Raw genomic sequence first — 16,464 nt, forward strand, 5'->3', positions numbered from 1 at the left:
CAAACCCTCCAGTTGGTAAAGAACAACATTCCTCTTCGGGATTCCAGCCCAAAAACGAAACCCCTGAAGATAATTATAGAATCCGTAAAGGGCGCCAAGTTTTTGGCTTTTATAACCTGGCAACCCTAGAAACGAATCCACTTAAACCACAAAACATAGACCCACCACCGGGCCTATTTTAAAGTCCGGCTCAGTTGCCGGAAGATATGGCACACCAACGATTTTTAAGTAAGTTAAGGCTGCGCCCTAACCGCCAATCTACTCAACCTTGAATATTTCAAAACTAAATCCATCGTCGCCCACTTCAAACGGCACCAGGGGCGGCGCAGCCGGATCGTTGAACACCGTCAGATAACCTGGGTTAGTGCCGCTGCTGACGTAGGCCCGGTCAAGGCTGCGGTTGATGGCAATCCCTTCTGTCGGGTTAAGGTGAACGTTGCACCCAATTGGCGAGTGGAAATCGCTGACAAAGCCTTTAGGAATGAGCAGGGACTGGTCGGCCTCGCTGCCGTCGCCGGTGGCGGTGGTGGTCCACACGTGGCCGCCGTCGTCCATGTTGGGCGGGATGGAGCCAATGCTGGGGTTAACGGCAATGGCCCGCATGGGCACCGGCCGGTGCGGCGGCGGCGGGTTAAAGTAACCGCGATGGAACGCGCCCCAGCCCAACAATTGGTCAGGTTGACCACCTTTAGGCCCAATCGCCACCACCCGGTGGCTGTCAACCGTAGCCACATAAATTATCTCTCTCATTTCGTCTACGGCCACGCCATAGGGCTGGGTGCTGGGGTCGCCATCGGTGAGACTAATGATCCTGCTGACGGCTGTCCCATTTAGCACGGTGACGGTATGGTTGCCAAAGTTAGGCACATACGCTTTGCCCGTAGCCGGGTTAACCGCAACATGGAAGGGCTGGCTGAAACTCCCACTCACTACCCCGATAATTTCTTGCGTGCCAGCATTGATTACCGTCACCGAATTTCCTAAATTATTGACCACATAGACGTAGTTGCGTCCCGGCGTATAGTCCACCGCCACGCCCCACGGCCCATCGCCCACAGACACAGGCGACAACACCGTGAAATTGCTCGCGTTGGCGTCGGCCTGGATGGGCGTCACCCGGTCGGTGCTGTAGCTGGTCACCCAGATGATGTTGTTGGTGGGGTCGTAGGCCAGGCCATTGGCCGCCGTAATGGGGGCGATGGTTTGCAGCACGGTATTGCTGCCGCTGTCAATCACCGACACGCTATTACTGCCGTAATTGGCTACGTACACCCGGTTGTGTGTTTCATCCACGGCCACGCCGCGCGGCGTATTGCCCACCATAATGTCGGCGACCGGATCACAACCAGGCGCTGGCGGCAACGGCGGCAAGGCCGGGATCCGGGCCGCCGCCATTACCGACGTCCCATCCGTAAAGGTGACAATGACCGTATAGTTGAAAGTATCGGGCGGGAAGCGACTGCCGCCATCATCCGAGGCGTACAGGGTCACCACCACCTGTCCGGTGATCGTTTGGTCAATGGTGCCGTCATTATTGTTCAGGCGCGTGCCGCCATTAAAAATGCCCAACACCGGAATGGTGTTGACCACGGTATCCCACTCAGCGCCGGGCTGGCTGCTGACCAACTGCACCCTGGACACAGTTTTAGTGCCTGCGGAACCCGTATTGACCGTTAGCGAGAACGCGCCATCATTTTGACTGTCCGGTGTAAAGGCCAGCGGGTCGCTGCCGTCCACCTCCCGCACCCGGTCCTGGTCTTGCGCAATCCAACTCAAATTGGCCCATGGGCCGGAATAGTTCAAGAAAATAATCGGCAGGTAAACGTGGATCAACGATGTTCCGCGCACGGGATGGGTAACCACGTTGCTGGTAGTTATTGGCGTCTGGTCACTGTCCAGGAGAGCCTGGTTGGTAAGGGTGGTGGTGAAATTGGTGGTTACCGTCACCCGGAAAGTCGCCGTCAGGCTGGCCCCGGAGGAGAAATTGGGCACGTTGACTATCGTCTGGAAACCATTGAAGCTGACGCTGCCCAGGGTGGCCGTAATACTGTTGGTTACGTAAGCCGTACCAGCCGGGATAACATCGGCCAGAACCACATTCGTAGCCGGGTCGCCGCTATTGGAAACCACAATGGTATAGGTGATCGTGTCGCCTGGGTTTACGGGCGTGCCGCTGGGCGGGTCGGCGCTCTTAAACAAACCAAAGGTGGGCGTAACCACAATGGAACTGCTAATTACGTGCGTCACCACGCCACTGACCTGTGGCAGTGGCATCTGGGTGCTGGTGACGCCGGCCTGGTTGGAAATGAGCGTGCCACTCACGTTGCCGGTCACCGTTACGCCCAAGGTCACCGTTACCACCTGGCCCACGTTCAAGGTGGGGATATTGACCTGCACCGGGTTTGGCCCACTAAGCGTACCGGTGACAGTGTTACTGGTCACCAAGTTTACGTTGGCATCTAGCAGATCAGAAATAACCACGTTATTTGCCGGGCCGGAACCGTTGTTGAGAACAGTAATGGTATAAGTAATGGGGTCGCCCGGCTCAACCTGGCTGCCGCCGGGTGGCGCGGCTGTTTTGGTGATGACCAGGGTAGGCGTGGGCACTACCGGAATGGTGCTGGTAACCACGTGCGTGACCGGCATTGACATCTGCACCGGCAGGGTGTTAGCCACAGCCTGGGCGGTGTTGGTGAAGATGGTGCCCGTGACCACGTTGTTGACCGTCACCACTACGGTCATGGTCACCGCGCTGTTGACCGTTAAGGTGGGTACGGTGGCCGCCAATGGATTCGGGCCGCTGAGAGGATCACCACTGCTCAACGTGGCGGTGATGAAACTGACCTCGGTCAAGGGCAGGGTGTCGGTGATAACCACGTTGTTGGCCGGGGCCGCGCCATTGTTGAGCACAACTACGGTATAGGTAATCGCCTGGCCCGGCGCCACGGCTGAACCGCTGGGCGGAACCGCGCTTTTGGACACATTCAGGCGCGGGGTGTTGGTGGTCACCAATGTTTGCTCAAAGGAGCAATTGTTGCCGGGAATAACGTCATTCTCAACGCTGCCAACGCAGACGGTGTTGGTGATGAAACCTCCCGGCGGGATGGTATCAACCCGCACGGCAAAGGTGATAACGTCACCGGAACCGGCCATTACCGTGCCCACGCTGTAGGTATAATCGCGGGTTGCGCCAACCTGGAACCAACCGCTGGGGCCGCCGGGACCAACAAAGCTGGTATGATCGGGCAGGGTTTCCGTAACCACTACGCCGGTGGCCGGGCCGGTACCCAGGTTGTTGTAGCTGAGGCTATAGGTGATAACTTCGCCGGGCTGTACATAAGGCGGTTCAGTGGGACCACCCACACCATCATTCTTGAGGATAGACAAATCTATGCCGCAAAGCACCTGCATCTGGGCGGCAGCGCCATTGTTGGGTGAATATTCATCCGGGGAGGTGGTGGTGATGGCGGCCGTATTGGTTAACGTTGAACTACAGGGCACGGCGGCATTTATGTGGGCCGTAATCACAATGGCGCCGGTCAGCCCGGCCGGTATATCGCCAACGGACCATTGATAGGCTCGGCCAAAGGGGCCAAAGGCCGGCGGCGTGCTGGATATAAAACTAACGCTCAAGGGCAGCGTATCCGTTATGACCACATTGGTGGCGGTGAAAACGCCGGTATTGGTATAGTTCAGAGTAAAAACGACGTCCCGGTCCGGCGTTGTCACCGGCATATTAACGGCTTTGCTGATTCCCACGTCATCACAGATAAGAGTGGGCAGGGTAGTGGTGTAAACGTTGTTGCCGGGATAGGTGTCGGTTTCCGCTGCAAATGCTTCGATACGATTGATCAAGGGGCGGAATAAACAGGTCCAGGCATCGGTATCCGCCGTTAAGGTAAAGGTGACGGTTTGGCCCGGATTGAGCTGGCCCATATTCCAGGTAACTTCATTCAGATTAAGGGTCGGCGATACGCCGCTTGTGTCGGTTACATAATTTGTGGCAAACGGCAGGGTATCGGTGATAATTACGTTGGTGGCGGTCAAGGCGCTCTGATTGTTTACCGTGATCGCGTAAGTCACCTGGTCGCCAGCGGTAGCCACGGTAGCCAGGGCTGTTTTGGTGATAGCCAGATTGGTGGTCAAAACCAGGCCGGGCATCACGTGCGTGACCGGCATTGACATTTGCACCGGCAAGGTGTCGGCCACAGCTTGGGCGGTATTGGTAAAGATGGTGCCTGTCACCACGTTGTTGACCGTCACCACCACCGTCATCGTCACCGCGCTGTTGACCGTTAAGGTGGGTACGGTGGCCGCCAATGGATTCGGGCCGCTGAGAGGATCCCCACTACTCAACGTGGCGGTAATGAAACTGACCTCGGTCAGGGGCAGGGTGTCGGTGATAAGCACGTTGGTGGCCGGGGCCGCGCCATTATTAAGCACAACGATGGTATAAGTAATTGTCTGCCCCGGCGCAACGGCAGAGCCGCCGGGTGGAACGGCGCTCTTGGACACGTTCAGGCGCGGCGTGTTGGTAGTTACCAGAGTTTGCTCAAAGGAGCAGTTATTGCTGGGCACTACATCGTTGTCGGCGCTGCTAATGCAAACCGCATTGGTGATATAGCTTCCCGACGGGATGGCGTCCACCCGCACCGCAAAGGTAATAACGTCACCGGAGCCGGCCGTTACCGCGCCCAGGCTGTAGGTATAATCGCGCGTTGCCCCCACCTGGAACCAACCGCTGGGACTGCTGGGGCCAACAAAGCTGGTATGATCGGGCAGGGTTTCGGTCAACACCGCATTGATCGCATCGCCCGTGCCCAGGTTGAGATAAGGCAGGCTGTAGGTGATCACATCACCCGGCTGCACAAACGGCGGTTCGGCCGGGCCGCCGACGCCATCATTTTTGTAAACCGCCAGGTCAACGCCGCAAACAACCTGAACCGTGGCGGCGGCGATATTGTTGAGCAGGTTTGCGTCGGTTGAGGCGGTAGTGATTTCGGCGGTATTGGTGAGCACAGAGTTACAGCCGGCGGCGGACACGTGCCCGGTGATAACAATAGTCCCGGCGGTCGCGCCCGGCAGGCTGCCGATAGGCCAACGGTAGGCGCTGCCAACCGAGCCGGAAGGCGGCGGCGTGCTGGATACAAAGACAATGTCGGCGGGCAGGGTGTCGGTGACTACCACGTTTGTGGCCGTTAAGATATTATTATTGGTATAGGTCAAGGTAAAAACGACATCCTGGTTTGGCGAAGTCAAGCCTGTATTGACCAACTTGCTGATCGCCACGTCGTCACAAATGAGATCAGGCAGGTTAACCACGGCGGCATTGTTGGCGGTGTTACTCTCCGGCTCAAGACCAAAAGCTTCCACTCTGTTGGTCAACGGATGAACCAGGCAGGCAAAGGAGTCGGTGTCCAGGGTCAGGGTAAAGGCCACCGTTTGCGCCGGGGCCACCGGGCCGATGTTCCAGGTGAGGGGATTGGTGTTGGTGATAACCGGCAGGCCAATGATGGTATTGGTTACGTAATAAGTGCCTGTCGGCAGGGTGTCGGTAATAATAACATTGGTGGCGGTGAGATTGCCATGGTTGGTGACGGTGATGGCGTAAATGACCTGATCGCCCACAGTGGCTATCGTCGCCAGCGCCGTTTTACTCACCGCCAGGTCGGGCGAGGGAATGGTAGGCGTAACAATGTGTGTCACCGGCAACGATGATTGCACGGGTAGGGTGTCGGCCATTGTCTCGGCGGTGTTGGTGAAAATGGTGCCGGTGACCACGTTATTGACCGTCACCATTACGGTCATAGTGATGGCGCTATTCACGGGCAAAGTGAGCGCGCCGACCGACAGCGGATTTGGGCCATTGATGGGGCCGCCGTTACTGAGGGTGGCGGTCACAAAGCTGACCTCGGTCAAGGGCAAGGTATCGGTGATCAGCACATTGTTGGCTGTGGCCGCGCCGTTGTTCAGCACTACCACGGTATAAGTGATGGCTTGACCCGCTTGAACGGCGCTGCCGCCGACCGGTAGTGCTGTTTTGCTGATCACCAGGCTGGGGGTCAAGAGGACCGGATGGGCCACGATATTCGTGCTGATGGGCGCGGTCTGATCGCTGTCAATCCGGGCCAGGTTGGTAATAACGGTCCCGGAGCCGACCGCGCCGTCAACCCGCACGGTGAATGTAAAGCCGGCCGATTGCCCGTTATTTAGCGTGCCCAGCGCCGCCACCAACGGGTCCGGCCCGCCGATACTGCCCTGGCCGGTGGCGCTGCTGACAAAGGTGGCGCTAATGGGCACAAAGTCGGTGATGACCAGGCCGGTAAGGGGAGCAAGGCCGGTATTGGTAACGCGGATGGTGTAGGTGATGAGCGAGCCTGGCTGCACCACGCTGCCGCCAACCGGGCTGGCCGTTTTGACGGCACTCAACAGCGATGACGCCACCAAATGCGTGACCACATTGGTGGGGGTGGGGCTGGTTTGCGCGCTCCACACCGTGGCATAATTGGTCAGCACGGTACCGGAGATAGCGGCGCCGTTGACCTGCATGGTAGCCGTAAACACAACCCCGGCTCCCGGCCCCAACGAACCTACATCCACCACCACAGGATTGGTGCCGGTAATGCTACCCTGGCCAGTGGCGCTGCCGACCAGGGTGGTGCTCAGGGGCAAACCGTCGCTGATGAACACGTGGGTGGCCTGGGCTACGGCGCTGGTATTGGTGACTCGGACGGTGTAGGTAATAAGATCGCCCGGATTGACCATACTGCCGCCAGCGGGGTTGGCCTGCTTGCTGATGGCCAGGGGCAAAGTAGCCACCACGTGGGTGACGGGGCCAGAAGTTTGCAGCGTTGAACTGATAGAAACGGTTTCGGCGGTATTGGTAAAGATGGCGCCGCTAACCACGTTGTTGACATTGACCACTATCGTCATCGTCACCGCGCTGTTGACCGGCAGGGTCAACCCGCTGACAGAGAGGGGATTCGGCCCGCTGATGGGCTGGCCGCTGCTCAAGGTGGCGGTCACAAAAGTAACGGCTGTAGGCAGGGTGTCGGTGATGGCAACGTTTTGGGCCTCAGCCTGGCCATCGTTGAATACCACCACTGTGTAGGTGATGGGTTGGCCCGGCTCAACCGTAGCGCCGGCGGCGGGGCTGGCCGCTTTGGCTATGTTCAAACGCGGCAAGTTAGAGGTGACCAGGGATTGCTCAAAAGAGCAGTTGTTGGTTAGAGTGATTTCTTCATCCGGGCTGCCCAGGCAAACGGTGTTGGTAATAAAGTTGCCGATCATCCCCGGCGGCAGGGTGTTGGTCACCTGCACGGCAAACTCAACCTGAAAACCGGAGCCGGAGGCGACATCGCCCAGGCTGTAGGTGTATTCGCGGCTAGCGCCCACCTGGAACCAGCCGGACGCGCCCGCCGGCCCCCTAAAAGCGGTATAAGCCGGCAGGGTTTCGGTGAGCACCACGTTGTGGGCCGTGCCCCGGCCAATGTTGTTATAAAGGATGCTGTAGGTAAAAACCTCGCCGGGCTGGACAAAAGGCGGTTCGCCGGGGCCGCCCATCCGGTCGTTTTTGGCAACCACCAGATCGGGGATGCATCTGACCGTGACGGCGGCGGCGGCCTGATTGTTGCCGGGATATTGGTCGGCCCCGGAGACAAAACCGGCGGTAACGGCGGCGGTATTGGTTAAAATAGAGTCGCAGGTTGCGGCGGCGGCCACGTGGCCGGTGATAACTATGGCGCCGGTCATATTGGGGGGCAGGTCGCCCACGTTCCATTGATAAACGTTGCCGGCGGCGCTGGAATAAACGGGGGCGCTTTGCCCAAAACTGATGTCCAGGGGCAGGGCATCGGTAATAATGGTATTGGTGGCCGTAACCGCGCCCAGATTGCGATAAACCAGGGTAAAGGCTATATCCCGATCCGGGTTGATCTGCGGCAGGCCGGCCGACTTTTCAATAGCCACATCGCGGCAGCCTACGGCTGAGATGGCCGTGGTGGTATTGTTAGCCGGGTTGGCGTCCGGCTCGTTTGCGCCGGCCTCAAGGGTGTTGATCGCCGAGTTGCCCAGGCAGACGCTTGGCCCGGCCAGCAGGGTCAGGCTAAAGTTGCGCGACCCGGTAATGGGCGACAGCGCGCCGATATTCCAGGAGATAGGGCCGCTGCCGCTACCGTTATGCGGGAAAGGCAAGGTGTCGGTAACGTAGATTGTTCCGGCAGGCAAGGTATCCGTTAAGACCACGTTATTGGCCGAACCCAGGCCCTGATTGGTGACGGTAATCAGGTAAGTAAGCTGCTGGCCGGGACGCGCCACGGGCGTCAGGGCCACTTTCTCCACCCGCAGGTCGGGCACGGCCCGCACGGGGGTCCATTCAATGGACTCGTTGTCGGCAGGTTCGGCATCCGGCTGGTTGCCGCCAATTTCAAGGCGATTTTCAAGCAGGGTAATGCTGCCGGGCAGGGTGGAAGTGACTCGCACCACAAATTGCAGTTTATCGCCTTCTTTGGCCGTGAGCGTGCCGGAAGTAACGCCCGGATAATAGCGATATTGGCGGGCGCTGCCCACCTGGAACCAACCGTTTGATCCGGCCGGCCCCACAAAATCGGTATAATCGGGCAACGTCTCGGTGATGACCACGCCGGTAGCGGTAGCGTCGCCAGCGTTGACGTAACTGATGGTGTAGGTGATCAAATCGCCCGCGTACACAAAAGGCAGAGATGGCCCGCCCACGTTATCATTTTTGACCACCACCAAGTCAACCTGGCCGCACGGAATGGAGACCGGCCCGGCCTGGCTATAATTGTTGATCAGATACGGCTCCACGGTGGTGGAGCCAATGCCAACGGCATTGGTAAACGACACGCTGCCGGTCAAACACGTGAGCGGGCGTATGCCCACCTCAAAGGAGCCGGACGCGCCGGAGGGCAGCACGCCCAGGTTCCAGGTGACCAGGCCGGTGGTGGTCATGGCGCCGCTGACGTACTCCACGTTGCCGTCCAGGAAATCGGTGATAACCACGTTGGCCATTGGTTCCAGACCGGCGTTGCGATAAGTTACCGTAAAGGTAGACACCTTGCCGTAACTGGGGGCTACATTCTGGATAGTTTTGGTGATAACCAGGTCCCGACAGGCGATGACGGGGGAGTTGGCCGGGGTGGTGGCGGCGGTATTGTTGGCATAATCGAGTTCCATCGTATCCCCCCGGACCTCGATAGTATTCAGCAGATATGTTTGGGCGCAGATGCCGGAATCGCTATCGGTTTGCAGGGTCAGACTGAAGTTAAGAGTCTGGCCGGGGTCAATTTGCTCCACATCCCAAATTACCGTATTGGTGGTAGTGCTGACCGGCGCGCTAATGACCGTGTTGCTTTGATAGGTGGCGCTGGCGGGAAGGGTGTCGGTGATGAGAACATTGGTGGCGGTGATGCTGCCCTGGTTGGTAACGGTAATAGCATACGAAACCGGATCGCCGGGGAAAGCCAGCGGGGTGAGGCCGGTTTTTTCTATGGCCAGGTCGGTTACGGCCCGCACCGGGGTATTTTCGTAAGAAACGTTGTCGGCGGGATAGGCGTCGGTTTCAGCGCCGCCAATCCTGACTTCGTTGTAAACCACACTGACATCACCCGGCAACGTGGGGATGACCCGCACCACAAAACTCCGCGAGCCGCCGATAGAGGCCCCCACTGTATTTAAATTGTAGGTATAAAGCGAGCTGGCCCCTACCTGATGCCAGCCGGGCGGTCCCACAAAAATGGTGTGGGCCGGCAGTGTTTCGGTTAATACTACACTATGCGCCGGTTCGCCGCCCACGTTCACGTAAGTAATAGTATAGGTGATCAAGTCGCCGGCCAGCACTTCCGGCCGCTGCGGCGGCGGCCCGCCCACGCCGTCGTTTTTGGTGACCACCAGGTCGGGGCTACAAGAAATGCTGCCCGATCCCTCAGTGTCAACATTGTTGCCGGGGTTGGCGTCGGGCCAGGGGGCGCCAATTTGGACCGTGTTGGTAAAACTGGTTGTGCCAAAGCATGAGCCGGGATCGTATCTGAGGCCCACGTCAAATGAGCCGCTAGCACCCGGGGCCAGGTCGCCCAAATTCCAGGCAACGGTGCCGGTGGTTGTTATCGGCGGGCCGGTAGCAAAGGTATCGGTAACGTAATTAACATCGGCAGACAACAAATCGGTAATCACAGCGCCGGGCGCGGTGAAAACGCCGGTGTTGGCATACTCAATGGTAAAGGTAATCACCTGGCCCAAGCTGGCCGCGCTGCTGATGCGAGTTTTGGTGATCACCAAATCCGACGCACATTCCACCACCCTGGCAACTGAGGAAGCATTATTTCCAAAATTGCTCTCCGGCGTAATGGTTCGAATGTAGCCCGTGTTGGTAATGGAAACCGTAGGGTTGGTCCCGCAGACGACCGGGTCAATCCACACCGGGTAAGCCAGGCTGCCGTTTTGGCCGGGGTTAAGGGTAACGCCGCTCAAGAGCAGGTCAATACCGCCGGTAAGGGGGTGAACGTCGGTGATGGTCACGTTGGCTGCCGGAGCTGTGCCGGCGTTGGTGTAATCAAGGGTATAGGTGATGGTAGAACCGGCCACCACATTGCCGCCCGGCCCTGTTTTGTTCAGGGTCACATCGGCGCAGACTGTAGTAATCCCATTGTGGCCGGCCTGCCGGTTGCCGACATTTTCATCGGGCGTGGCGCTGGTGATGACCACCCGGTTATTAAGCGTTACGCCACAGCCAATGGCCGGGTTGGTTTGGCCAACCAGGGTGATGGCGCCATTGGTGTTGGCCGCCAGCGAGGGGCGTGTCCAGACCACGGTGGGAGTTGTTTGGGGCCGGCTGAAACCCTGGGCCAGCGCGTCATCAGCCAACCAGCTAACGTTGCCCGGCAGGGTATCGGTAATGACAACGTTCTGGGCCGGGGCGTCGCCGCTATTGCTATAGGCAATGGTATAGGTGACGGTTTGCCCCGGCAGAACCTGGGTTAAAGTTGACGATTTGGCCAGGCCCACATTGGCGCAAATCACCTGAATCCCGCCGCCGTCGGTGGCGCTGTTGTTGGTGGAATCGCTCTCCAGGGTAGTAGTGGTGATAATCACGCTATTGGTCAAAGTTTGGCCACAACCAGCTATGGCTGTTTGAGGCAACCGGCCTACCAGGGTAATGGACCCAACGGCGTTTCCCCCCAACGAGGCGCGCGACCAGACAACGTTCTGCCCATTGACAAGGCGGGTGAAGCCTAACGCTTCGGCTGTATCCGTTAGCCAGGTAACATTGGCCGGCAGAGTATCGGTCAGCGCCACGTTGGCGGCGGGCACCATGGTGTTATTGCTATATTCAACTGTATAGGTAATGGTTTGGCCGGGCACAACTTCGGTGAGAGCCGTGGATTTGCTGACCGCCAAATCTGTAGGCAAAAAGGCAACCGTGGTAGTGACAGGATAGCCGCAAAATTCGGTGGCGGTGATAAGGGCGGTGCCAACCGTGGTTGCGGCCTGGAGGGTAACGGCAGCCAGCCCATTAGCATCCAGCGTTACCTGGTTGGCCGACAGGGTGCCCAGGCTGGTGGTCAGGCTAACTACGCGGGTGCGGGCCGGCACCGTAGCGCCTCCACCTTGCAAAGAAACCGTAACCACGGTGGTGGAAACGCCATCCGCCGGAAGCCAGGTGATAACCGGGGTAGCTGTAAAAATGAGGCGGGGGTCAATGTTGACCGAACCCTGAATGTCGGCGCCGGAACCTATCGGTCCAAAGGTGGGTGAGTTGGCGCCCCACCAATCGGGAGTGACCGAGATGGAAAAGGTATCGGTGTTGCGGAAGGAATACGGCGTATTTTGGCAGATAACGTTGCCCAGAAAACGATACGTGCCGCTGACAGAATTGTTGGGTCCCCACAGAATGCCGCCGCCCTGGTTGCGCACGAGTACATTTTCAACCACAAAAAGGTCAGGCTGAAGAGCCGAGGAGGTGGCGGTGATCACGGTTAAGGACAGGCCGGGGCCGGCGTTATTATAAATATCGTTATAACGAATATAACCAAAAAGGGTTTGGTCTTCAAACCGAATTCCACCGGCCGTATTGTTATAGATCTGGTTGGTTTGAATCCAGTTCACATTGCCGGTGGCCATGTAAATGCCATACCCCCCGGCATAACGAATAGTATTGCTCAAAATAAGATTATCTTGGGACGGCGTGCCCAGGGTGGGGCCAAAAAAAACGCCATTTTGAGTGGTGCCGGAAATAACATTCTCTTCAATTCTATTAACGCTGGACCGGCTGAGGTAAATGGCCGTTTGATTATCGGTGAAAACATTCTGGCTGATAATGGTGCGGTCGGTGGCGCCGATGATGGCGCCACTGGTGGGGTCGGCAAAACAGCCGCCGTTATGTTGGAACGTATTAAATTCAATGGTGTTGAGATTTGAGCTAAACTCGAACTTAACAGCTTGTTTGGCATATTCAAGCCAGGCATAACGCAGGACATTGTTGTTACTTTTGAGATCAAGGCCCTCCCAGGCGCAAACACCGGGATTTTGGGCCGTGAACCGGATTGGCTGCGCGGCCGATCCCTCGGCATGCAACCGGCCGCTTGATTCGACCACCAACTGCGCCCCATTGGCAAACGACACGACCACGCCCGGCTGAATGGTCAGAACCGCCTGCACCTGCACTATGCCGGTAATAGTATAGGGGTTGCCGGCCGGGGTCCAAACTGTATCTGAGCTAATCGGGCCGCTAACCGTGATAGGTAAAGGGGCGGCCAAAATCGGCGAGGCCAATCCGGCCAACAAAAGCAAAAAAGCGCAAACCGTGGTCAGGCCCAAAACAACCGTAACCGTAAGTTTTGCCAGTTTAATGGATGGTTGCACTACCCTCATATCCCATCCTCCTAAAAGGGTGGCCATAAGCACTATATAGCGGGCCAGCCACGCCGGTGGCTACAAGTCTACAGCACTGCCCTGGTAATCAAGCTGAAGTTGTTAAGGTACAAGTTTCTCAAAATTAGTTTAACACATCTCTATCTGCTCAACAATGGGAATCCCGTCCCCCTGTACAACATCCCTACTAAAGAGGAATTTATTGAGATTTTTTGTTCAGGCCTGGCGCAAAACCCGGCTTGCCCCTGGCCTTGATATTTCAAATAACCCCTTCAACATTTCCAATAGGTCAGGCTATTGTTTGAAGATAAGGGGCAAACGGTACTCGAAGACTTTGGGGAAGTAGTAGAGTTGAACTTCGGTGGTTCTGGGGCCAAGTTCTATTCCTGAAGCGGTGGTACCGGACACCAGCACCGTGGCCGTAAACGGCGTATCGGCAAAAGTAATGGTAGAGGTATTGGCCAGGAGCATAATCTGACCCGGCGATGACGCCGCCGAGATAGCGCCGGAAGCAGGCGGGGAAACGTTTAGCCACGAAACGGCGGGTGAGATTGTGGTTGTCCAGGTAATGATACCCGGGTTAAACGTGGTAACAGAAATACTCTTTGAAGTTGGGCCGTCGGGGTCAATAAACCAAACCATTTGGGCCGGGGTTTGCAAAATGAGGGCTTCCATAGACCGGCGGGCATTGATGCGGCCATAACCAAATTGCTGGTCCCAGCCGGCCGGCAACAAATCAGTGGCATTGTTTTGAATGATGTTCCTCACCTGGTTAGAGTCCAACGAAGGCGCAAGTGACCAAACCAGCGCTGCCAGGCCGGCCACGTGGGGCGCGGCCATTGAAGTACCGCTTTTATAGGTATATGTGTCGTTCAAAATTGTGCTGTAAATACTATCACCCGGCGCGGCAATATCCAGCCGGGGGCCATAATTGGAGTAGTAAGAACGGGTATCGCCGGAGGAGGTGGCCCCAACGGCCATTACCTGATCGTAAGCGCCGGGGCAGTTAACACCATTTTGACCATCATTGCCGGCAGAAACCACTACCAACACGTCATGGCTCACCGCATAGTTGAAAGCCGTTTCAATATCGGTCCAGGCGCAGGGCCATTTGGAATATTTTGCGCCCAGGCTCATATTAATGACCCTGGCCCCACTATCCACAGCAAAATAAATGCCCTCCGCCACATCAGCCGTATAACCCCCGCCGCCTGAATTGAGCACTTTGACCGGCATGATCCTGGCCCCCCAACTGACCCCGGCCACGCCCCGGCTATTGTTACTGGCCGCCGCCGCAATACCGGCTACATGGGTGCCGTGTCCATGGTCATCTTGAGGCTCAGTGTCATCATTCACGTAATCATAACCAGGTACAATTTTTGCCGATAGATCGGGATGGTCCAGGTCAACGCCGGTATCAAGAATGGCAACAATAATATTATCGGCGCCTGTGTAAATGTCCCACGCTTCCGGCGCGTCAATTTTGGGCAGCGCCCATTGGGTGGAATAGTATGTATCGTTAGGGTCGCCCAGGGCTTCAACGTAGTAATTGTAAGTAGCAAATTCCACATCGCCGCGAGCCATTAACTCGGCAATGGCCTCGGCTTCCTGGCCGGGCGGAACCTGAACGCGCAACATGCCGCTGTTGGGCAAAACTTGCAAGGTATTCAAGCCCGTGGCCTGCATGGAGTTCTGAGCGCCGCGCATCCCAACGTGAGGTTGGAACTTGACCACAACTTCGCCGGGGGCAAAGATAGCTGAAGGAGTTGGCGGAGACGGCTGAAAGGAAGGATCCTGCGCCAAGCCAGGCGCAACTGTTAGAAAAAGAACAGTTAAGAGGGTAAAGCCAACAAATAACGGTTTTATAAGTGACATTTTATCAACAGGAGGGCCGTGCCTGACCGGTCCTCTTATTTCATCCTAAAACTGCTATAATTGTACCACATTTGACCCCGGTCTCACAATATGACTCATCGGCCAGATCAATCAACTCCACTCATTTGAGCGGCGTTCTCCTAATTTATAAGTCTACGGCTCCTCTAAAAAGATGCGCTACGCAGGCGATAGAGGGAGAATTTTAAGGTTTTTGGGGTAGAACCTTTTGTGGGCCTTAGAGATTTTCTGACAATCTGGGGGGCAGCGGCCTGCCGGCGGCTACGGGGAGAGGGTCGCCGGCCAGGAGAGCCTGATAAACCGCTTCTATTTGTTCGCCGTTGCGCTGCCAAGAAAAATGATGGGCTACCCGCTGGCGAAAATAACGGCTTAATCCGGCTCGTTCGGTTGCGGATAAGTTCAGCGCCCGGTTAAGGGCCATGGCCAGGGCCTGGCTGCTAATTTCGGCGGCATAGATTCCGCCATCGCCCAAAAACTCCCGGCTGACCGGCATGTTAAAAGCCACGGTGGGCAAGCCCAGGGCCATGTAATTAAGCATTTTGCCGCTGCCCTCGGTAGCCGAGATTTTGGGCGCCACGGCCACATCGCCCAAAACCAGGTGACGGCAGGCTTCCTGGTAGGGAATTTTGCCGGTAAAGGTAACGTGGGCAGATACTCCCAATTCTTTGGCCATGGCCTGGTAGCGCCCCACGCCCGGATAGCCCATCAGCAGCAGGTGAAAATCATGGCGCGTTTCCTTTAGCCACACCAGGGCCTGGAGGAGTTTATCAATGCCCTGGTAGGGGGTTAGCACGCCCAGGTAAACAATGAGTTTTTTCTTATCGGGAACGGCCAAAACATGTTTGAGCTGCTGCTTTTCTTCTGCCAAAAATCTGTCAGGGCAAAACGTGTCAGTATCCACGCAATCCGGCGTAGAAATAACTTTATCGGCGGGGGCGTGAAATTGTTCAATCAATACTTTGGCCGCGTGGGCCGAACTGGTCAAAATAACGTCGGCGGCGTGGTCAATGCGGGTTTCCAGCCAACGCATGGGGTTATACCAGATACTTTTGGCCGATAAAAAATTGTGGTCAATCATCTCGGCCGTAAGACTACCCTGGAAATCAAAAACCAGCGGTGCGCCGGTCAGCCTGCTTAAAACCCAGCCAATCAAGCCCCCTTCGTGTAGATGAGCGTGGATAATATCGGGCTTGTAGCGCAGCACGTACCACAGCGCCATCACCGCCAACAAAACATCCAGGTAGATTTTGTGACGCGAGGAACCAACAATCACCCGGTAATTAAAAGGGACGCCCCAACACCGCCGCACCTTTATGCCCTCAATATCCCGGCCGTTGGGATAAGCCAGAATGGTGACCCGGTGGCCCAACTTTTGCAAAATCCGCGTTTCTTCCAAAATACGCACGTGCGCCCCATAATCGGCAAAAAACATGGTGGGCGATAGCATGAGGATATTGAGGCTTTTGGCGGGGAAATTTTGTTTGGGCAAAGTCAGTGGTCTCCGGGATTGGATTTTACTCCTGGTAAAAAGGAATGGCAAGAAGCCGATAATGTGTTATAATGGGTTGGCGCGGCAAAACTTCAAACCAGGCGCAAACTCTAACTGAAACCGTAAGTAAAGGTGGATGAATAATGAGCCTGAGATTAGCCTATTTATCTCAAGGAAAACTCTTTTTCAAAGAA

The 16,464-nt window shown here is 56.6% G+C and carries 3 protein-coding genes; all 3 read right to left on the reverse strand.

Annotation, left to right across the window (positions count from 1 at the left end):
- Window positions 1–258 precede the first annotated feature (258 nt).
- Window positions 259–12,888: a DUF11 domain-containing protein gene (locus JW953_19525; GenBank protein ID MBN1994896.1), complete on the reverse strand. Its 12,630-nt coding sequence runs from the start codon at window positions 12,886–12,888 to the stop codon at window positions 259–261.
- A gap of 294 nt (window positions 12,889–13,182) precedes the next feature.
- Complete coding sequence (locus JW953_19530; protein MBN1994897.1) at window positions 13,183–14,763, reverse strand: peptidase S8; 1,581 nt, start codon at window positions 14,761–14,763, stop codon at window positions 13,183–13,185.
- Between the two features lie 235 nt (window positions 14,764–14,998).
- Window positions 14,999–16,270 carry a glycosyltransferase family 4 protein gene (locus JW953_19535; GenBank protein ID MBN1994898.1) on the reverse strand — a complete coding sequence of 424 codons (1,272 nt, stop codon included), beginning with the start codon at window positions 16,268–16,270 and terminating at the stop codon, window positions 14,999–15,001.
- Between the last annotated feature and the right edge of the window lie 194 nt (window positions 16,271–16,464).

The sequence above is a fragment of the Anaerolineae bacterium genome (assembly GCA_016931895.1).
In the GTDB taxonomy this organism is placed as follows: Bacteria; Chloroflexota; Anaerolineae; order 4572-78; family J111; genus JAFGNV01.

Excerpts from the sequence above, each read along its gene's own strand:
- JW953_19530 (MBN1994897.1), bottom strand. The coding sequence starts at position 14,763 with ATGTCACTTATAAAACCGTTATTTGTTGGCTTTACCCTCTTAACTGTT.
- JW953_19525 (MBN1994896.1), bottom strand. The coding sequence starts at position 12,888 with ATGAGGGTAGTGCAACCATCCATTAAACTGGCAAAACTTACGGTTACG.